Here is a 17,700-nt window from a genome sequence, read left to right as displayed (position 1 = left end):
GCCCGCCCCCGTTTCGTCTCCGATTGTCCTTGTCATCGGTACGTGGTTCGCTACAGAATGGAACCGACCGAATGGTCAGTCGGGAGGAGTGGTGATGGTACCGGTGCAGACAGAAGTGCCCGCGGAGGCGCCTGAGCTGGCCGAGCGCTTCGAGGCGGTGGTCGCCGCTGAGCAGCGGATCGAGCCGCGCGACTGGATGCCCGAGGCCTACCGGGCCACCCTGATCCGGCAGATCGCCCAGCACGCGCACTCCGAGATCATCGGCATGCAGCCCGAGGGCAACTGGCTCACCCGGGCCCCCTCGCTGCGCCGCAAGGCGATCCTGCTCGCCAAGGCCCAGGACGAGGCCGGTCACGGGCTCTACCTCTACGCCGCCGCCGAGACGCTGGGCGTGGACCGCGGAGACCTGACCGAGCGCTTGATCAGCGGGCGCCAGAAGTACTCCTCGATCTTCAACTACCCCACGCTGAACTACGCCGACGTCGGCGTGATCGGCTGGCTGGTGGACGGCGCGGCGATCTGCAACCAGGTCCCGCTCTGCCGCTGCAGCTACGGTCCGTACGCGCGGGCCATGGTGCGGATCTGCAAGGAGGAGTCCTTCCACCAGCGCCAGGGCTACGAGCTGCTGATGACCCTGATGCGCGGCACCGAGGCCCAGCGCCGGATGGTGCAGGACGCGGTGGACCGCTGGTGGTGGCCGTCGCTGATGATGTTCGGCCCCTCCGACGGCGACTCGCCCAACACCGCCCGGTCGATGGCCTGGCGGATCAAGCGGCACACCAACGACGAGCTGCGCCAGCGGTTCGTCGACATGACCGTGCCGCAGGCCGAGCACCTGGGCGTCACCCTGCCCGACCCCGAGCTGCGCTGGAACGAGGAGCGCGGCGGCTGGGACTTCGGCGAGCCCGACTGGACCGAGCTCCAGCAGGTGATCAAGGGCAACGGGCCCTGCAACGAGCAGCGGGTGTCGGTCCGCAAGGCCGCCCACGAGAACGGCGCCTGGGTCCGCGAGGCCGCCGCCGAGTACGCGCGCAAGCAGAAGGAACGGGAGCACGATGTCTGACACGTCCTGGCCGCTCTACGAGGTGTTCGTGCGCCCCCGGCGCGGCCTCAACCACGTGCACGTCGGCTCGCTGCACGCACCCGACGACCGCAAGGCGCTGCTGGCCGCCCGCGACCTCTACACCCGGCGCAACGAGGGCGTCAGCCTCTGGGTGGTGCCCTCCAACGCCATCACCGCCTCCACCCCGGACGAGCGCGACCCGTTCTTCGAGCCCAGCGGTGACAAGGTCTACCGCCACCCGACCTTCTACGACATCCCCGAGGATGTCCCGCACATCTGACAGGGACCGACATGACGGACGATCACGTCTACCTGACCCTCGCCCAGGGCGACCACGAGGCCGAGGCCCGCTGGGCGTACGGCACCGGCTTCACCGATCCGCTGCTCGGCGTCGACACCTCGCTGGCACCGGACGTCGACGGAGCCGACCTCTCGCGCTACTGCCTGATGCTCGGTGACGACGCCCTGGTGCTCGCCCAGCGGCTGATCGAGTGGTGCACCCACGCCCCCGAGCTGGAGGAGGAGGTGGCCCTGGCCAACCTCGGCCTCGACCTGCTCGGCCAGGCCCGGATGCTGCTCACCCGGGCCGGCCAGGCCGACGGCAGCGGCCGCACCGAGGACGACTTCGCCTACTGGCGCGGCGACCACGAGTTCCGCAACGTCCGCCTGGTGGAGGTCGAGAACGGCGACTTCGCCCACTCGATCGCCCGCCTGCTGCTCTTCGCCACCGCCCGGCTGGCCCTCTACACCGAGCTCGCCGAGCAGGCCCCCGACGAGGTGCTGCGCGCCGTCGCCGCCCGCGGCGCCAAGGAGCTCGCCTACCACCAGGAGTACGCCGCCGGCTGGCTGCTGCGGCTCGGCGACGGCACCGCGTACTCCGCGCAGCGCATGCAGGCCGGGCTGGACGCCGTCTGGCCGCTGCTCGACGAGCTGTTCACGGCGCACGAGGCGGAGCTGCGGCTCGGGCTGGACCCGGCCCGGCTGCGCGAGCCGGTGCTCGCCGAGCTGACCGCGCTGATCGAGCGGGCCACCCTGACCGTGCCGCAGGCCCCGCCGCTGGCCCGGGTCGGCGGGCGGGCCGGCCGCGAGGGCGTGCACACCGAGGCACTGGGCCTGCTGCTGGCCGAGCTGCAGGTGGTGGCCCGCGAACACCCGGGGGCGACATGGTGACCGCGCTGCCCGTCCGGGACGCCGCCGAGATCGCCGGTGCGGTGCCCGACCCCGAGCTGCCGATGCTCACGCTGGCCGAGCTGGGCGTGCTCGCCGGGGTCGAGCAGGAGGGCACCGCCGTGACGGTCTGGCTGACCCCGACCTACTCCGGCTGCCCGGCGATCGCCGAGATGGCCGCCGATGTGGCGCACCGGCTGCGCGCCGCCGGGTTCACCGGGGCCGACGTCCGGCTGCGGCTGGACCCGCCGTGGAGCACCGACATGATCACCGAGGCCGGTCGGGCCAAGCTGGCTGCGGCCGGGATCGCGCCGCCCGGAGCGACGGGGTCGGCCGGGCCGCGCGGGCTGCTCCAGCTGGGGCCCACCCGCCGCCTGGTGCACTGCCCGCACTGCGACTCGTCCGACACCGAGGAGCTGTCCCGGTTCGGTTCCACCGCCTGCAAGGCGCTCTGGCGCTGCCGGGCCTGCCGGGAACCGTTCGAACGTATGAAGGAGATCTGATGGCGACCCGCCGCGCGCAGTTCCACCCCCTGCGGATCGCCGCCCTGGAGCGCCTCTGCGACGACGCGGTGGCCGTCACCTTCGAGGTGCCCCAGGAGCTGACCGAGGACTACGCGTTCCTGGCCGGCCAGTCGCTGACCCTGCGCCAGCTGGTCGACGGGGCGGACGAACGGCGCTCGTACTCCATCTGCTCGCCGGTCGGCGGGCCGCTGCGGATCGGGGTGCGCGAGGTGCCGGGCGGGCTCTTCTCCGGGCAGCTGGTGCGCAAGGCAGTTGTCGGCGACGTGCTCGAAGTGCTGCCGCCCAGTGGGCTGTTCACCGCGGACCTGTCGGCGCCGGCCCACCATGTGCTGATCGCGGCCGGCTCCGGGATCACCCCGATGCTCTCCATCGCCGCCACCGTGCTGGCCGCCCACCCCGAGTCGACCGTCACCCTGCTCTACGGCAACCGGCGCAGCGACACGGTGATGTTCGCCGACGAGCTCGCCGACCTCAAGGACCGCTACCTGGACCGGTTCGAGCTGCTCCACGTGCTCTCCCGGGAGGCGCGGGACGCCGAACTGCTCAGCGGTCGGCTGGACACCGAGCGGGTGCGGGCGCTGCTCACCGCACTGGTCGAGGTCGAGGCGGTCGGCCACTGGTGGCTCTGCGGGCCGTTCGGCATGGTCGCCGAAGTCCGCACGCTGCTCGCCGAGTCGGGCGTGCCCGCCACGGCGGTGCACCAGGAGCTGTTCCACGCCGAGGACGAGCCGGTCGCCCTGCGGCCGGTCGAGGAGGCGGTGGCGGAGGGCGAGACCAGCGAGGTCACCCTGGTGCTGGACGGCCGGCGCAGCGTGCTGCGGCTGCCGCGCGACCGCTCGGTGCTGGACGGTGCCCAGCACTCCCGCCCCGACCTGCCGTTCGCCTGCAAGGGCGGGGTCTGCGGCACCTGCCGCGCCCTGGTCACCGACGGCGAGGTGGAGATGCGGCGCAACTTCGCCCTGGAGGAGAAGGAGTTGGCGGCCGGTTATGTGCTGACCTGCCAGGCGCGCCCGGTCTCGGACCAGGTGACGGTGGACTACGACGCCTGACCGGCAGGGGAGTCGGGCTCCTCGCGGCCGGTGGACCGGGGAGGCGTGCGCCGGCTGCGCGCGTCTCCCCGACCCGGCCCGGGATCAGTTGACGACGCCCCAGGCGGTCTGGCCGGAGCTGTGGTCGATCACGGACGCCTGGATGCTGTGACCCGGGCCGTCGTAGAACCACGGGGACTGCGCACCGCTGAAGGAGTCGTAGACCGCGTGCTGGTTGTCCCAGAGGATGAACTCGCAGTTGCCGTTGGTGCGGGTCGGGTCGATGGCCTGGGCGTCGTGGTACACGCCGCTGTACAGGTGCAGCTCGATCTTCTGGTCGGCGGTGCAGTTCGCGGTGTTGAGCCAGTGGTCGCCCTCGTTGGCGGCGAAGGCCGGCGAGGACATGGACAGGGCGAGCGCGGCGCCCGCGCCGAGGACGGCGACGGCGGTGCGCAGGGACGTACGGCGAGACAGCATGAGACTCTCCCGAATGTCGGTACCCGGCAAAGGCGTTGGCGGATGGTTCCGCCGGTACGGCCGGACGGGACGACGGTCTCAAGGGGCTGGACGCGAGGGCAAAGTTCCCGCACGTTTCCGTCGTTCCCGTACGCTCAGGGCAGCAGCGCCGGCTCGGGCGCCCCCAGCAGCCGGACGATCCCGTTGACCGCTGCCCGCCCCGCCCGGTTGGCGCCGATGGTGCTCGCCGACGGGCCGTAGCCCACCAGGTGAACCCGGGGATCGGCGGCCGCCTGCGTCCCGCTCATCCGGATCCCACCGCCCGGCTCGCGCAGGCCCGGCGGCGCCAGGTGGCCGACCTCGGGGCGGAACCCGGTGGCCCAGATGATCGCGTCCACCGGTAGGCGGCCGACAGCCCGGCCTGTCCCGCGCCGATCACGACCACGTCGACATTGGTTGCAGGATCAACAGTCACGCCGTTGAGACATCACGGGTGCGACCGCTTGTTCCGCGCCGCCGGTTCAGGACACCGGGCTGATCACCACCGCCGTGCCGTAGGCGCAGATCTCGGTCCCCAGGTCGGCGGCCTCGGTGACATCGAAACGCATCGCCAGCACGGCGTTCCCGCCGCGCGCCCGCACCTGTTCCACCAGGCGCTCCATGGCCTGGTTGCGACTCTCCACGAGCGTTTTGGTCAGGCCCTTCAGCTCCCCGCCCAGCATCGACTTGAACGAGGCACCGATCTGGGTTCCCAGATGCCGACTGCGCACGGTGAGCCCGAACACCTCCCCGATCACCCGGTCCACCCGGAACCCCGGCACGTCATTCGTGGTCACCACGAGCACATCCGAGTCGGCCGGAGCGCCGCCGCCGTAGTCTTCGAGATTCGTCATCCCGTCATCCTGCGCCGGGATCCGCCCGAACACAGGCAAACGCGCCGGAAAGCTCCGGCGGCACCCGGCGGCACCCGGCGGCACCCGGCGGCCCGGGGCCGGCCGCACTTGAGCGGGCACGCAAATGCCCAGGTAAGGCCCTTGATCCCGGACACATCCGGATCCAAGGGGCCGGGTTCGGCTTAGCCGATGGACACGGCTGCCACTTCTTGTCAACCTTGTCGCATGGGCGAGCGTAGTGATCATCCGCAGGGGTCGGGCGCAACGGACAATCCGGGTGCGTTGGAGGTCGAGGCGACCGTGGTGCTCGGGATCCGGGTGACCGACTGGCCGGCGCTGCGGGCTGCGGCGATGGCGGCGGTGGAGGAGCTGGAGTTCACCGGGATCGACGCCGCGACCCAGCGCATGGAGCTGCTGCGCGAGGTGCAGGAGGATCCGCACGCCGCGCTGGGCGCACTGCTGCACCCGGACCGGCTGATCGGTGCGGTGCCCGGCATCGAGGCGCTCGGCGGCACCCTGGAGCTGAGCGCCACCGAGGACTTCGCGCCCGACTTCGCCGAGCTCTTCCCGCTGGACGGCGAGGACGACGGGTCCGGCGACTGGACCCTCACCCCGCGCACCGCCTGCCTGCTGCACACCCAGCTGCTGGCGCTGGGCGATGCCGCCTACGACGACCTCGACGAGCACGGCGACGAGCCGGTGCTCGACGGCGAGGAGCAGGACTGGGCGGTGTTCGCCCGGCTGCCGCAGGTGAGTTGGCGGATGCACCGGTCCTGGCGGCGGGCGATGGCCCGGGCCTTCGACGACCTGGCCGAGGACCTCGGGCTCGGCGAGTGGCCGCTGCCCCGCTGCCCCGGGGAGGAGTTGGCGCTGCGGCTGGCCCTGGCCGACGCCCGGGGACTGCTCTCCTCCCAGCCGCAGGCGGTGGCCGACCTGATGGGCGTGCTGCCCGCCGACCTCTACGACTACGACTGGGAGGGGTGCATCGACGAGCTGCTCGGGGTCTACGACATGGCCGGCCAGGACCAGGAGCAGGACGAGGACAGCTCCGCCCGCCTGGAACACCTGCTGGACGTGACCCACCCCGAGGGCTGGTTCCTCACCTATGACGAGGCCGAGGACCGCGAGCCGGGCCGAGGCTATCGACGGTGAGCCTTGGTGGTCGACGGTGAACCGGCGACCGGCCGGCCGCAGGTGGCCGACGGTAGTCTGTCCGGGTGACCTCCCCCTTCACCTCCGACCCGACCGACCGCGACGCCAAGCAGCAGTTCGTGCTGCCGCTGGTGGTCCACCTGGAGAAGGCCGCCCCGCCGGACCGCACCGACGCGCTGCAGACCTCGGCCCGTGCCGTGCTCACCCTGCTCGCCGACCCGCGGTCCAGCGGCGACGGCGAGTGGGCCGAGGCGGTGTACGCCTGGGAGGACGCCCGGATCCGCAAGGTGGTCCGGCGGGCCCGTGGCGGCGAGTGGCGCAAGACCGCCGAGCTGCCGGGCATCACGGTCACGGGTGAGGCGGCCGAGGTGCGGGTCTTCCCGCCGGTCCCGCTGGACGGCTGGCCCAAGGAGCTGGCCAAGCTCCAGGTGTCGGGCACCGAGCTGAGCGATCCGGAGTCCTTCGTCCCCGCGCCCCCGGCGCCGGAGCTGCCGGTGCTCTGGCTCAACCCGGAGCTGGAGATGAGCGCGGGCAAGACCATGGCGCAGACCGGCCACGCCGCCCAACTCGCGTGGTGGCGGCTGGACTACGGGCAGCGCAAGGAGTGGCAGGAGGCCGGCTTCGCGCTGGCGGTCCGCACCGCCGCCCCGGACCGCTGGGCCGAGCTGACGGTCAGTGGCCTTCCGGTGGTCCGGGACGCGGGCTTCACGGAGATCGCTCCCGGCTCGTGCACGGTGGTGGCGGACCATCCGGCGCTGCGCTGACCGTCCGTTCAGCCAGCCATAAGTCGACAAAGCGTCAGGCGTCCGGCGCGACCCGGCGCACCGTGGCCGCGCCGACCGCGGTGGCCGCCGCCAGCACCCCCAGAGCGCGCCGGGCCCGATGGCGAGCAGCGCGGTGAGCGAGGCGGGCGCGGCCGCCCGGCCCAGGCCGTTGGAGAGCTCCCAGCGGGCCAGCGCCCGCCCCAGCTGCTCCGGCGGCGCGGCGGCCACCACCAGGGCGGTACCGGCACCGGAGTAGACGATCTCGCCGAACGTGTAGACCACCGAGACCAGGCAGATCGCCCCCTCACCGGTCGCCCCGCCGAGCCCGCCGGCCAGCCAGAAACCCAGGTAGGACACGGCCAGTAGGCCCCGCCCAGGGTCAGCGCCGAGCGGCGCGAGCGCTTGGCCAGCCAGAGCACCACCGCCAGCTGGGTGGTGATCACCAGCACCGTGTTGCCCACGAAGATGCCGGACGACCAGGCCGGCGAGACCCGCAGCCGGGTCACCAGCAGGGCGGGCAGCGCCACCTCCAGCACGTCGAAGCAGAACGCGAACGGCAGGTTGGCCAGGCTCAGCACGGTGCTCAAGCCACCGGCCGGGCCCCGCTCCCGCTGCTTCCGCTGTGCACGGGCCGCCGCCGGCGCCGCCACCCGCAGCGACCAGACCAGCGCCGCGGCCACCACGCACGCCGCCGCCGTCACGACCGCCAGCCCGCGCAGGGCGCCCGTGCCGGCGCTGATCGCCACCGTGGCGATCAGCGCCCCGGCGCCCAGCCCCGCATTGCGCAGCGACCTCCCGGCGGCCAGCGCCGCGTCCCGCACCCGGCCCTCGACCAGGGTGGCGACGGTGGCCGCGTGCGCGGTCGGCCAGCACTGGCTGCCCACCCCGAGCAGCACCGCGGCGAGCGTGAACCCGACCGGGCCTCGCGTCAGCAGCAGCACCAGCACACCGACCGCGCGCACCAGCAGGGTGACCGCCACCGGCAGGCTGCGCGCACCGCGGTCGATCCACCGCCCGACCAGCGGCAGCGCCGCCAGGCCGGCCAGCAGGCCGAGCGAGAGCGCCAACCCGGCCCGGCCGGCGCTCAGGCCCAGCACGCTCACCCCGTAGAGCAGCAGGAACGGGCGGAGCAGCCCGGCGCCGAGGGCGTCCACCACCAGGGCGGCCGCATACCGGGTGCCGCCCGCGGCCCGGAGCAACTGGACGGTGCTGTGCGGCCGTTCAGGCCGGCCGAGGCTCTCGTCAGGCCGCGTCTTCGGTTGCGTCAGTGTCATGCCCCGACGCTGCGCCCCACCGTGCCCCGCAGGCACGCGGATTGACGAGTCCCGTCAATCCGCGCCGGGCGCGGGCGCTGACCTGGCAGGATCCTGGCCCGTGAGCATGACCATCGACATCACCGCGCTGCCCGAGGACCGCCTGCGCTTCACCCCGTCGCCGCTGGGGGAGCTGGTGGCGATGCTGCATCTGCTGGCGGAGCCGGGGCACCATCCGACCCTGCACGGCTGGGCGACGGCGACGGCGGGCATGCTCAAGCCGGAACTGGCCGACCGGCTGATCGAGGCGGACTTCCTCTGGCGGTACTCGCGCGCCGACTTCCTGCTTCCGGCCAGCCCGGCCGCGACGCTCGCGGAGGAACTGGACGCCGTCGACCGACTGGACGACGAGCGCTATGTGGCCGCGGCCCTGCTGACCAGCTGCGGCTCGGCGCGGCTGAGCTACCGCCCGGCGGCCTCGCCGCTGACCGACCAGGGTGCCCGGGACCGGGCCAGGGAGCTGGCGGCGGCGCGCGGACCGCGGCAGGCGGCGTTCACCGAGCGGCTGCTCGCCGACCCGGCGGCCGTGCGGGCGCTGGTCCGGCGGCTCCTCGAGGACTGCGACCAGGCCTTCTTCGCCGAGGCCTGGCGGCAGTTGGTGCCCGGGCTGGCCGCCGACGCCCGGCACAAGGCCGACCTGCTGGCCCGGCGCGGACTGGCCGAGGCGCTGGCGGCGGTCTCCTCGGCGGTCACCCTGGACGAGGACGGGTCGGGCCGGCGGCGGATCGTGGTGGACAAGCTCCAGGACAACACGGTGAGCGCCACCGAGGCGGGCGGGGTGACCTTCATCCCGACCGTGTTCGGCCGGCCCCACCTGGTGGTGGTGCACAGCCGCGGCTGGCAGCCGGTGCTGCAGTACCCGGTGGCGGAGGCGGGGCTCGCCGAGCCGGTCTCGCTGGCGCTGGTCCAGCAGCGGCTGGAGGCGCTGGCGCATCCGGTGCGGCTGCGGCTGGCCCGGACCATCGCGCGCGGCCCGCAGACCACCGGGGAGTTGGCGGCGGCCTGGAACCTCACCGCGCCCGAGGTCTCCCGGCACCTGGCGGTGCTGCGCAAGGCGGGCCTGCTGACCGTCCGCCGGCGCGGCCGCTACGTGCTCTACTCGCTCGACCTCGCCAGCAGCGCCCGGCTCGGCGCGGACCTGGTCGAGGCGGTGCTGCGCTGACCACCCGGCCGCCCTCCTCGACCAGCGGGAACAACCGGGACGACGCGACGTAGAACAACTGATCAGCACGCCAACCCGGTTGTTCACTGGCACCGGCCGTCCGGGTTTCTCCAGAATCGAGAGGTCAGTCCGCTGTCTCTCCAGCGGTCCCGCCACCCCGACTCCCGGAGGATCCATGACGGACCCGCGGTTGCCCGCCACGCCCGACACCATCGCCGTCTACGCCGACCTCAACTGCGCGTTCGCCCACGTGGGGGTGTACCGGCTGCACCAGACCCGGCGGCGGCTCGGACTGGAGGGGAAGATCTGGTTCGATCTCCGGTGCTTCCCACTGGAGTTGTTCAACAAGCGGGTCAACTACCGCCCCGGGGTGGACTCGGAGAACGCGGTGCTCAGCGCGGTGGAGCCGGACGCCGGCTGGCGGCTCTGGCAGGGGCCGGACTGGACCTACCCGGTCACCACGCTGCCCGCCCTGGAGGCGGTGCAGGCGGCCAAGTCGCAGAGCTGGCACGCCAGTGAGCAGCTGGACCGGGCGCTGCGGCTGGCCTTCTGGGCACAGGGGCGGTGCATATCGCTGCGCCACGTGATCCTGGAGGTCGCGGAGGAGACCGGCGCGGTGGACGTGGACCGGCTGGCGGCCGCCCTGGACACCGGTTTCGCGCGGTCCATGGTGATGGAGCAGTTCCACAGCGCCGAGAACGGCCGGGTCACCTGCAGCCCGCACCTCTTCCTCGCCGACGGCAGCAACCTGGCCAACCCGGGCATGGCCCTGCACTGGGTGAACGGCGGGTTCGGCACCGGCGCCCCGGTGATCGACAAGGACGACCCCGCCGTCTACGAGGAGTTCCTCGGCCGGGCCGCCGCGCTGCTGAAGTCCTGACCGTCCGCCGCTCTTCGGGACCGCGAGTCCCGCCGCCGCCCGGGCACCCGAGCGGCGGCGGGCATGCGGACCCGGTCAGTACCAGTTCGGTTGGGGGCGGACGAACTGGTAGTTCTGCTGCCCCTCCGACTCCAGCTCGTGCTGCGAGCGCCCGTCCAGGCTGACGTTGAGACGCGGGTCGCTGTGCTGGGTGTAGCGGATGTCGCCGTCGGGGGTCACCGCCGTGACGATGGCGGTGTGGTGCACGCTGCCCTGCTGCAGGCCGTCGCCGAAGAGGTCGGTGTCCTTGTTGTTGTCCTGCTGCAGGAACATGATGTCGCCGGGTTTGACCTGGTCGCGCGGCACCTGCACGCCGCCGTTGTTCAGCAGGAAGTCGTGCAGGTTCTGGGCGGCGCTCCAGCTGTTGGTGTGTTCCTGACCGGCGATGAACCCGAGGCCGAGGTCCCAGCCGCCCTGGCCGGCCACGCTCTGGCCCCAGCCGTCGCTGTCGTAGGTGGTCGAGCCCTTGTAGTGCATGCCGGCCTCGTGCAGCGCGTTGGAGGTGAAGTTGGTGCAGTTGTCCTCGCCGCTGACGTTGCCGTGGTCGTCGTTCCAGTGGTCCGTCGCGTACTGGATGAACGCCACCCGGTCGTACTTGCCGTCGGTGCCCTGCAGTTCGCCCTTGACGGTGTCGGGGATGCCGGGCAGCCCGGCGATCTTGACGGGGTCAGCGTTCATGAACTGCTGTTGCTGCTGCGGGTTCAGGCCCGCCCACCATTCGGCCACCAGGTTGGGGTCCGAGCCGTCGGGGATGTCGCCCGCGTAGGCGGAGAGCTCCACCTGCGAGGCGTCCCCTGGATCGAGTCCAGTGCCTGGCCCGGGTCCACCACACCGGTGTCGCAGGTCAGCTTGTCCAGCTCGGCGGCCACCTGGCGGTCGGCCTGGTCGGCCTCCCGGAAGGCCTCGCGGAGCAGCTCGTTGATCTGGTTGACCTGCGGCGGATTACCCACCGTGGGGGAGACGTCGGACACTTGGACGCAGCCCTGCACCAGGTCGACCTGGAGCTGGTACTCGGCCGCCATGCTGAGGGCCTGGTTCAGGGTGGCCTGCGCGTACTCCAGGCTGTGCGCGAAGCCGTCGAGCACCATCACCACACTGCGCATGATGTCGGCGGCCGCGTCCAGGGCGTTGGCCTGGTCCTTGACCTTCTGCGTGGCGGCCTGGCCGACCGGGTCGATCCAGAAGCTGCTGAGCGGTCCGACGCCCTGGGCGTGCAGGTCGTCGACCGCGGTGGTGGTCATGTTGACGGCGGCCAGCCAGCCGTCCGCGACGCGCTTCCAGGCTGCCGGGTCGGCTTGCTGCAGATCACTGAGGTAACGCATCGTCAGCCCCCGTTCAGCTGGGCGAACGCCTGCTGGAGGCGTTGCACGGCTTCGGTGTTGGCCGCGTCGTACGAGTCGGCGGACTGCTTGAGCTGGTCGGCGTACTGCTGCAGCTGGGTGGTCACGGTGGTCAGGCGGCCCTGCCAGGCGGTGGCGCAGCGGGTCACCGCCCCCGCCGTCTGCCAGCTGCTGTCGGCCGCCGCCACCGTGAAGCTGTCGTCCAAGTGGTGAATCCCGGTCTGGCCGGCGGCGTCTTGGATCGCGCCGGCCGAGGCGCGCACGTTGTCCGGATGGATGTTGATGTCATTCATCGTTCCCGTTCCCCCGTTTCCCCGTTCCCCGCGCCTGCGCGCGGGCCGCGTTGCCCGGTCCGAACGACCGTCAGGCACCCGGGGTCTGATTATCGGCCGCTCCAGGAGACCGGGACCAGGCCAGTGTTGTCACAACCCGCCAACAGTCTCGGCGAGTTGAGCGGACACGAAGTGATCCGCGCCCGGCGGGAATCGATCACCGGAAGGCGGGGTTGATCAAGGTGACCAGAGTGGCCGCGGGCGAGGGGAGTGGGTCGTTTTGTCGACGAGGGCGCTGGTGCTGGGTGGTGGCGGGGTCGCCGGTATCGCCTGGCTGAACGGGGTCGTCGCAGGTTTGGCCGACCAGGGGCTGGACGTTCGGGAGGTCGACCAGGTGATCGGCACCTCGGCTGGTTCGGCAGTCGGGGCGCAGCTGCTGAGCGGGCTCCCGTACCAGGACCTGTTCGACCGTCAGGTCAGGCCGGAGTTGCAGAGCCAGGAGCTCGCCCCGGTCGGCATGACCACCGCCGAGCTGTTCGCGTTCTGGGAGGCGCTCCTGGCCGAGGTGTCCGATCCGGCGGAAATCCGCCGCCGGGCCGGCGAGTTGGCCCGCACCGCCGAGACGGTCGCACCGGCCGAGCGGCTGGCGGTGATCGAGAGCCGGCTGCCCGTGCACGACTGGCCGCAGCACCCGTTCACCGTGGTGGCGGTGGACGCGGTGACCGGCGACTACCGGCTCTTCGACCGGACCAGCGGGGTGCCGCTGGTGACGGCGGTCGCCGCGAGCTGCGCGATCCCGGGGATCTGGCCGACGGTGGAGATCGACGGCGTGCCGTACCTGGACGGCGGTGTGCCGTCGATCAGCAACACCCGCCTGGCCGCCGGGTCCGACCGGGTGCTGGTGCTCGCGCCGATGCCCGACGCGTTCCTCGAGCAGGAGGTCGCCGGGCTGACCGAGGCCGGAGCCCGCGTCGAGGTGGTCACGCCCAGCGAGGCCGCCCTCGCCGCCTTCGGCGCCGACCCGCTCGCTGCCGCCACCCGCGCCCCCGCCGCCGACGCGGGCCGGGCCCAGGGCCGGGAACTCGCCGACGGGCTGCGCGGGTTCTGGGCTTGAACGCCCTGGACGACTAGGCCGGGTAGGCGCGGGTCTGGGCTGCCTTGACGGTGGCCCAGACCGTGCTGCCCGGGGCCAGGTCGAGTTCGTGCACGGCACCGGGCGTGAGGTCGGCGGCCAACTCCAGCGGACCGGCCAACTCGACCCGCACCTGGTCGCCGTGCAGATTCAGCCCCTGCACGGTCAGCTCCCAGCAGTTGCGGGCGCTGCTGTCCGGGCGCTCGCGGTGCAGGGTCACGGCGGCGGGCGGGAAGGCCGCGAACGCGGGGCCGGACAGCTCGTCGGCCGTGGTCAGCGCCACGCCGCCGGGCAGCGTCAGCCGGTGTCCGGCGGCCACGCCCTGGTAGAGGTTCAGCCCCACCAGCCGCGCGATGTAGTCGGTGCGCGGATGGCGGGCCACCTGCTCCGGGGTGCCGGACTGCACCTCGCGCCCGTCCTCGATCACCACCAGCCGGTCCGCCAACACCATGGCGTCCAGCGGGTCGTGCGTCACCAGGACCGCCACCGCCTCGAACGCGGCCAGGTGGCGCCGCAGTTGCGACCGCACCTCCAGCCGGGTCCGTGCGTCCAGCGCGGCCAGCGGCTCGTCGAGCAGCAGCAGCCGGGGCCGCACCGCCAGCGCCCGGCCGAGCGCCACCCGCTGCGCCTGGCCGCCGGAGAGGCGCCGGGGCTTGGCATCGGCATGGTCCGCGAGTCCGAGCCGCGCCAGCCACTCGGCGGCCTCGGCCCGGGCGGCGGCCTTCGATCGGCCCTGGCAGCGCAGCCCGAAGGCGACGTTGTCCAGGGCGCTGAGGTGCGGAAAGAGCAGGTAGTCCTGGAAGACCACGCCCACCGGCCGCCGCTCGGCGGGCACCTGGAGCTTGGCGGCCGGATCGGCCAGCACCACGCCGTCCAGGGCCAGTCGGCCGCCGTCGAGGGGGAGCAGACCGGCCAGGGCACGCAACGCGGTCGACTTGCCGGCGCCGTTCGGTCCGAGCAGGGCGACGACCTCACCGGGCGCCGCTTGCAGCGTCAAGTCCAGCGTGAAGCCGGGCCGTTCGACGCGCAGCCGGGCGTCCAGGGCGATCGGCCCGGTCATGCCTGCCCTCCCGCGCTCATCCAGCGGCCGCGCAGTCCGGCCAGCACCGCGACCGAGACGGCCAGCAGCACGAGGCTCAGGGCGATCGCCGCCTCCGGGTCGTTCTCCATCGCCAGGTAGACCGCCAGGGGCATGGTCTGGGTGCGGCCGGGGAAGTTGCCGGCGAAGGTGATGGTCGCACCGAACTCGCCGAGGGCGCGCGCCCAGGCCAGTACCGCCCCGGCGGCCACCCCGGGGGCGATCAGCGGCAGGGTCACCCGGCGGAACGCCGTCAGCCGGGAGGCGCCCAGCGTCGCGGCGGCCTCCTCGTAGCGGGGGTCGGCGGCCCGCAGCGCCCCCTCCACGCTGATCACCAGGAACGGCATCGCCACGAAGGCCTCCGCCACCACCACGCCCGGGGTGGTGAACGGCAGGGTGAACCCGAAGGCGGAGTCCAGCCAGCGTCCGACGATCCCGTTGCGCCCCAGCACCAGCAGCAGCGCGACACCGCCGACCACGGGCGGCAGCACCAGCGGCACGGTCACCAGCGCCCGCACCAGCCGCCGGCCCGGAAACTCCGTGCGGGCCAGCAGCCAGGCCAGCGGCACCCCGAGCAGCAGGCAGACGATGGTGGCGCTGGTGGCGCAGATCAGTGAGAGCTTGAGCGCCTCCCAGACGTCGGCACTGGTGAGCTGCCGGGGCAGCGCCCGCCAGGGTGCGCGGATCAGCAACCCGGCCAGCGGCAGCACCAGGAAGACCAGCCCGAGCAGCGCCGGCAGCAGCAGCGCGACCGGGACCCGGCTCCGGGAGGCGCGCCGGCTCACGAAGCAGTGGCGCCGGTCGACGGGGCGGCGGACGCGCTACCCGAGGCACCGCTCGCGGACGCACTACCCGAGGCGGCGCTCGACGGGGCGGCGGAACCGCCGGCGGTCGGCGACTGGAATCCGGCGGCGGTCAGCACCTGCTGCCCCTCGGCCGACTCCACGAAGGCCACGAACGCCTTGGCCGCGGCCGGGTTGGGCGCCTTGGCCAGGTCGGCGATCGGGTAGTCGTTCACGGCCTTGGCCGCCTCGGGGAAGTCCACACCGGCGACCTTGCCCGCGTCGGCCTGCACGTCCGTGTGGTAGACGACCGACGCGTCCACCTCGCCGAGCTCGACCTTGTTCAGCGCGCTCTTGACGTCCTGCTCCTGGGTGACCGGGGTCAGGCTGACGTTGCCCGCCTTGAGCGCGGTCAGCGCGGCCGCGCCGCACGGCACCTGGGGCGCGCAGAGGGCGACCTTGACTCCGGGGGCGGCCAGGTCCTTGAGCGCGGCGATGTGCTTCGGGTTGCCCTTGGGGACGGCGATCTCCAGGGTGTTGCGGACGAACACCTTGGGGTCGGAGGCGGTGTCCTTGGCGTCGCTGACGGTCTTCATGGTGGCGGGCGAAGCGGCGGCGAAGACGTCCGCCGGGGCTCCCTGGACGATGTTCTGGGCCAGCGTCGAGCTGCCGTTGAAGTTGAACGTCACCTTGGTGCCGGGGTGGGCGGCCTCGAACTTCTTGCCGAGGTCGGTGAACGTGCCCTGCAGCGAGGCGGCGGCGAAGACGGTGACCGTGCCGGAGAGGGCGGGCGAGGCACCGGTGCTCGACGAGGACGAGGCGCTGCTGCTCGAGCCGGTGCTGCTGGAGCAGGCGGCCAGGGTGAGCGCGGCGAGTGCGGCCACAGCGGCGGCTGCGGTGCGGGTCCGGTTGGTGGTCATCAGAAGTTTCCCCTCCTGCCGGCCCGGGCGGGGCGCGGTTGTCGCATTGAATGCTCGCAAGTGCGGCCGTTAAGCCGATCATAGTGCCGCAGATGCAAGCCTCCTGTCCCCTGTGTCTTCGCACACGCGAGGCGGGCCGAGCCCACTCCCGTCCTGGCGGCCACCACCACTGCTGCCCGGTTCGCCGCCTTCGCCGACCTCATGGGTCGTCAGGGGTGCGGCGTGACCCGGGGGCTGGTCGCTCGTTGATCGAGACGGCGCGCGGTGGCCGACCGGGCATGAGATAAGGTTAGGCTTACCTAACTTTGGAGGTGCCGTGCCCCTCACAGCAGCGCCAACAGCCGAGCCCGCCCCGCCCGCGGAGGCGATCCTGCGGCGCCAGCGGGTTCGCGAGTCGGCCGCCCGTACCTACGCCCGCTCGTTCCCGATCGTCCCGGTGCGGGCCCACGGGATGACGGTGGAGGGCGCCGACGGCCGGCGGTACCTGGACTGCCTGGCCGGCGCCGGAACCCTGGCCCTCGGCCACAACCACCCCGTGGTGCTGGCCGCGATCCGTCGCACCCTGGACAGCGGCGCCCCACTGCACCTCCTCGACCTGGCCACGGCCGAGAAGGACGACTTCACCACCGCGCTGCTGGAGAGCCTGCCCGCGGAGTTCGCGGGCGGAGCCCGGGTGCACTTCTGCGGTCCGGCCGGCACCGACGCCGTGGAGGCGGCGCTCAAGCTGATGCAGACCGTCACCGGGCGGCGCGGCACCCTGGCCTTCACCGGCGGCTACCACGGCATGACCGCCGGTGCGCTCGCGGTCAGCGGCAACGTGGCCGTCAAGGAGCCGCTGCCGAGCGGCGGCGAGGTCACCCGGCTCCCGTTCCCGTTCCGCTACCGCTGCCCGTTCGGGCTGGGCGGCGAGGCGGGGGAGCGGGTGTCCGTGCGGTACGTCGAACGGCTGCTTGACGATCCGTCAGGTGGCGTGGTCCGACCCGCCGCGATGATCGTCGAGGTGGTGCAGGGCGAGGGCGGCGCGGTGCCGGCGCCGGACGACTGGCTGCGCGAGATGCGGCGGATCACCGCCGAGCGCGGCATCCCGCTGATCGTGGACGAGGTGCAGACCGGGGTCGGCCGCACCGGCGCGATGTGGGCGGTCGAGCACAGCGGGATCACACCGGACGCGATGGTGCTCTCCAAGGCGATCGGCGGCAGCCTGCCGCTCGCGGTGGTGGTCTACCGCGAGGAGTACGACGGCTGGCAGCCCGGCGCGCACACCGGCACCTTCCGGGGCAACACGCTGGCCATGGCCGCCGGCGCGGCGACGCTGCGCCATGTCACGGCCAACGGGCTGGCCTCGCGGGCGGCGGCGGTCGGCCGGTACCTGATGACCGAACTGACCGCCTTGCAACGGCAGCTGCCGGTCATCGGCGACGTCCGGGGGCGCGGTCTGATGATCGGCGTCGAACTGGTCGACCCGAGCGCGGAACCGGATGTCTGCGGGGCGTACCCGGCCGACCCGGCGCTCGCCCGGCGGGTGCGCGAGGCCTGCCTGGCCCGCGGCCTGATCGTGGAGCTCGGCGGCCGGCACGACGCCGTGCTGCGACTGCTGCCACCGCTGACCATCACCGACGAACAGGCCCACGCCGTGCTCGACCGGCTGTCCGACGCGATCGCCGCGGCGGCCCCCCGATGACGGGCGGCGCTCGGACGGCAGCCCCCAGACCGCCTGCTGACGGCCCGTCGGACG

General features: G+C 73.0%; 20 protein-coding genes and 1 pseudogene. 11 read left to right on the top strand and 10 right to left on the bottom strand.

Annotated features, from left to right (window positions below; all coding sequences use genetic code 11):
* Positions 1 to 94: 94 nt before the first annotated feature.
* From paaA to paaE, 5 genes are read left to right on the top strand one after another with little or no spacing between them, the layout of a single operon-like run.
* On the top strand, positions 95 to 1,063 hold the full coding sequence (gene paaA, locus E6W39_RS08550) for a 1,2-phenylacetyl-CoA epoxidase subunit PaaA (RefSeq protein WP_101383539.1): 969 nt from the start codon (positions 95 to 97) through the stop codon (positions 1,061 to 1,063).
* Positions 1,056 to 1,343, top strand: coding sequence for a 1,2-phenylacetyl-CoA epoxidase subunit PaaB (paaB, locus tag E6W39_RS08545; RefSeq protein WP_101383540.1), 288 nt, complete (start codon positions 1,056 to 1,058; stop codon positions 1,341 to 1,343). The genes paaA and paaB overlap by 8 nt, the downstream gene beginning before the upstream one ends.
* Positions 1,344 to 1,354: 11 nt before the next feature.
* Entirely contained in the window at positions 1,355 to 2,233 is an 879-nt protein-coding gene (gene paaC, locus E6W39_RS08540) for a 1,2-phenylacetyl-CoA epoxidase subunit PaaC (RefSeq protein WP_141633015.1), read from the top strand.
* Entirely contained in the window at positions 2,227 to 2,733 is a 507-nt protein-coding gene (paaD, locus tag E6W39_RS08535) for a 1,2-phenylacetyl-CoA epoxidase subunit PaaD (protein WP_141633014.1), read from the top strand. The genes paaC and paaD overlap by 7 nt, the downstream gene beginning before the upstream one ends.
* Entirely contained in the window at positions 2,733 to 3,803 is a 1,071-nt protein-coding gene (paaE, locus tag E6W39_RS08530; protein ID WP_141633013.1) for a 1,2-phenylacetyl-CoA epoxidase subunit PaaE, read from the top strand. The genes paaD and paaE overlap by 1 nt, the downstream gene beginning before the upstream one ends.
* Positions 3,804 to 3,887: 84 nt before the next feature.
* On the opposite strand, the gene E6W39_RS08525 is transcribed toward paaE, so the two are convergent.
* The 3 genes and pseudogenes from E6W39_RS08525 to E6W39_RS08515 all read right to left on the bottom strand — a co-directional run bounded on the left by E6W39_RS08525 (position 3,888) and on the right by E6W39_RS08515 (position 5,131).
* A complete protein-coding gene (locus tag E6W39_RS08525) occupies positions 3,888 to 4,259 on the bottom strand; it encodes a hypothetical protein (RefSeq protein ID WP_141633012.1) in 372 nt (123 codons plus the stop codon).
* A 134-nt stretch (positions 4,260 to 4,393) separates the two neighbouring features.
* Positions 4,394 to 4,642 (bottom strand): annotated as a pseudogene (locus tag E6W39_RS08520) (pyridine nucleotide-disulfide oxidoreductase); the annotation flags it as partial.
* A 117-nt stretch (positions 4,643 to 4,759) separates the two neighbouring features.
* Positions 4,760 to 5,131: a YbjQ family protein gene (locus E6W39_RS08515; RefSeq protein ID WP_141633011.1), complete on the bottom strand. Its 372-nt coding sequence runs from the start codon at positions 5,129 to 5,131 to the stop codon at positions 4,760 to 4,762.
* Positions 5,132 to 5,356: 225 nt separating this feature from the next.
* Between E6W39_RS08515 and E6W39_RS08510 the strand changes: the two genes are divergently transcribed.
* Both E6W39_RS08510 and E6W39_RS08505 read left to right on the top strand, forming a co-directional pair.
* The gene (locus tag E6W39_RS08510; RefSeq protein ID WP_141633010.1) at positions 5,357 to 6,283 is read left to right on the top strand and encodes a hypothetical protein; all 927 of its coding nucleotides are present in this window, start codon (positions 5,357 to 5,359) and stop codon (positions 6,281 to 6,283) included.
* 65 nt (positions 6,284 to 6,348) lie between these two features.
* The gene (locus E6W39_RS08505; RefSeq protein WP_141633009.1) at positions 6,349 to 7,047 is read left to right on the top strand and encodes an aminoacyl-tRNA hydrolase; all 699 of its coding nucleotides are present in this window, start codon (positions 6,349 to 6,351) and stop codon (positions 7,045 to 7,047) included.
* 8 nt (positions 7,048 to 7,055) lie between these two features.
* On the opposite strand, the gene E6W39_RS08500 is transcribed toward E6W39_RS08505, so the two are convergent.
* Positions 7,056 to 8,321, bottom strand: coding sequence for an MFS transporter (locus tag E6W39_RS08500; protein ID WP_228718029.1), 1,266 nt, complete (start codon positions 8,319 to 8,321; stop codon positions 7,056 to 7,058).
* A gap of 100 nt (positions 8,322 to 8,421) precedes the next feature.
* Between E6W39_RS08500 and E6W39_RS08495 the strand changes: the two genes are divergently transcribed.
* Together E6W39_RS08495 and E6W39_RS08490 are read left to right on the top strand one after the other, a co-directional pair.
* Positions 8,422 to 9,522: a DUF5937 family protein gene (locus E6W39_RS08495; protein WP_141633008.1), complete on the top strand. Its 1,101-nt coding sequence runs from the start codon at positions 8,422 to 8,424 to the stop codon at positions 9,520 to 9,522.
* 175 nt (positions 9,523 to 9,697) lie between these two features.
* Positions 9,698 to 10,402 (top strand): DsbA family oxidoreductase, encoded by a 705-nt coding sequence (locus E6W39_RS08490; RefSeq protein WP_141633007.1) that lies wholly within the window; start codon positions 9,698 to 9,700, stop codon positions 10,400 to 10,402.
* 75 nt (positions 10,403 to 10,477) lie between these two features.
* Here E6W39_RS08490 and E6W39_RS08485 read toward each other — a convergent pair whose 3' ends face one another.
* The 3 genes from E6W39_RS08485 to E6W39_RS08475 are packed head-to-tail and all read right to left on the bottom strand — an operon-like array spanning position 10,478 to position 12,074.
* The gene (locus E6W39_RS08485) at positions 10,478 to 11,221 is read right to left on the bottom strand and encodes an amidase domain-containing protein (RefSeq protein WP_141633006.1); all 744 of its coding nucleotides are present in this window, start codon (positions 11,219 to 11,221) and stop codon (positions 10,478 to 10,480) included.
* Complete coding sequence (locus E6W39_RS08480; protein ID WP_141633005.1) at positions 11,143 to 11,763, bottom strand: hypothetical protein; 621 nt, start codon at positions 11,761 to 11,763, stop codon at positions 11,143 to 11,145. Before E6W39_RS08480 ends, E6W39_RS08485 begins: the two co-directional genes overlap by 79 nt.
* Before the next feature lie 2 nt (positions 11,764 to 11,765).
* Entirely contained in the window at positions 11,766 to 12,074 is a 309-nt protein-coding gene (locus E6W39_RS08475; protein ID WP_141633004.1) for a hypothetical protein, read from the bottom strand.
* 259 nt (positions 12,075 to 12,333) lie between these two features.
* On the opposite strand from E6W39_RS08475, the gene E6W39_RS08470 reads away from it, so the two are divergent.
* Entirely contained in the window at positions 12,334 to 13,167 is an 834-nt protein-coding gene (locus E6W39_RS08470; protein WP_141633003.1) for a patatin-like phospholipase family protein, read from the top strand.
* Positions 13,168 to 13,180: 13 nt separating this feature from the next.
* On the opposite strand, the gene E6W39_RS08465 is transcribed toward E6W39_RS08470, so the two are convergent.
* The 3 genes from E6W39_RS08465 to modA are packed head-to-tail and all read right to left on the bottom strand — an operon-like array spanning position 13,181 to position 15,965.
* Positions 13,181 to 14,245, bottom strand: a complete 1,065-nt coding sequence (locus E6W39_RS08465) for an ABC transporter ATP-binding protein (protein ID WP_141633002.1) — start codon at positions 14,243 to 14,245, stop codon at positions 13,181 to 13,183.
* Positions 14,242 to 15,048 carry a molybdate ABC transporter permease subunit gene (gene modB / locus E6W39_RS08460; protein WP_141633001.1) on the bottom strand — a complete coding sequence of 269 codons (807 nt, stop codon included), beginning with the start codon at positions 15,046 to 15,048 and terminating at the stop codon, positions 14,242 to 14,244. Before modB ends, E6W39_RS08465 begins: the two co-directional genes overlap by 4 nt.
* A complete protein-coding gene (modA, locus tag E6W39_RS08455) occupies positions 15,045 to 15,965 on the bottom strand; it encodes a molybdate ABC transporter substrate-binding protein (RefSeq protein WP_141633000.1) in 921 nt (306 codons plus the stop codon). Before modA ends, modB begins: the two co-directional genes overlap by 4 nt.
* 316 nt (positions 15,966 to 16,281) lie before the next feature.
* Between modA and E6W39_RS08450 the strand changes: the two genes are divergently transcribed.
* Complete coding sequence (locus E6W39_RS08450) at positions 16,282 to 17,646, top strand: diaminobutyrate--2-oxoglutarate transaminase family protein (RefSeq protein ID WP_141632999.1); 1,365 nt, start codon at positions 16,282 to 16,284, stop codon at positions 17,644 to 17,646.
* Positions 17,647 to 17,700: the final 54 nt, after the last annotated feature.

Origin of the sequence: Kitasatospora acidiphila, assembly GCF_006636205.1 — a bacterium.
Taxonomy (GTDB): domain Bacteria; phylum Actinomycetota; class Actinomycetes; order Streptomycetales; family Streptomycetaceae; genus Kitasatospora; species Kitasatospora acidiphila.
This window is presented reverse-complemented; position numbering and strand designations above follow the sequence as displayed.

What these genes read in the sequence shown, in the direction of transcription:
- paaA (WP_101383539.1), top strand. Translation starts at nt 95, where the DNA reads ATGGTACCGGTGCAGACAGAAGTGCCCGCGGAGGCGCCTGAGCTGGCC.
- paaB (WP_101383540.1), top strand. Translation starts at nt 1,056, where the DNA reads ATGTCTGACACGTCCTGGCCGCTCTACGAGGTGTTCGTGCGCCCCCGG.
- paaC (WP_141633015.1), top strand. Translation starts at nt 1,355, where the DNA reads ATGACGGACGATCACGTCTACCTGACCCTCGCCCAGGGCGACCACGAG.
- paaD (WP_141633014.1), top strand. Translation starts at nt 2,227, where the DNA reads ATGGTGACCGCGCTGCCCGTCCGGGACGCCGCCGAGATCGCCGGTGCG.
- paaE (WP_141633013.1), top strand. Translation starts at nt 2,733, where the DNA reads ATGGCGACCCGCCGCGCGCAGTTCCACCCCCTGCGGATCGCCGCCCTG.
- E6W39_RS08525 (WP_141633012.1), bottom strand. Translation starts at nt 4,259, where the DNA reads ATGCTGTCTCGCCGTACGTCCCTGCGCACCGCCGTCGCCGTCCTCGGC.
- E6W39_RS08515 (WP_141633011.1), bottom strand. Translation starts at nt 5,131, where the DNA reads ATGACGAATCTCGAAGACTACGGCGGCGGCGCTCCGGCCGACTCGGAT.
- E6W39_RS08510 (WP_141633010.1), top strand. Translation starts at nt 5,357, where the DNA reads ATGGGCGAGCGTAGTGATCATCCGCAGGGGTCGGGCGCAACGGACAAT.
- E6W39_RS08500 (WP_228718029.1), bottom strand. Translation starts at nt 8,321, where the DNA reads ATGACACTGACGCAACCGAAGACGCGGCCTGACGAGAGCCTCGGCCGG.
- E6W39_RS08490 (WP_141633007.1), top strand. Translation starts at nt 9,698, where the DNA reads ATGACGGACCCGCGGTTGCCCGCCACGCCCGACACCATCGCCGTCTAC.
- E6W39_RS08480 (WP_141633005.1), bottom strand. Translation starts at nt 11,763, where the DNA reads ATGCGTTACCTCAGTGATCTGCAGCAAGCCGACCCGGCAGCCTGGAAG.
- E6W39_RS08475 (WP_141633004.1), bottom strand. Translation starts at nt 12,074, where the DNA reads ATGAATGACATCAACATCCATCCGGACAACGTGCGCGCCTCGGCCGGC.
- E6W39_RS08465 (WP_141633002.1), bottom strand. Translation starts at nt 14,245, where the DNA reads ATGACCGGGCCGATCGCCCTGGACGCCCGGCTGCGCGTCGAACGGCCC.
- modA (WP_141633000.1), bottom strand. Translation starts at nt 15,965, where the DNA reads ATGACCACCAACCGGACCCGCACCGCAGCCGCCGCTGTGGCCGCACTC.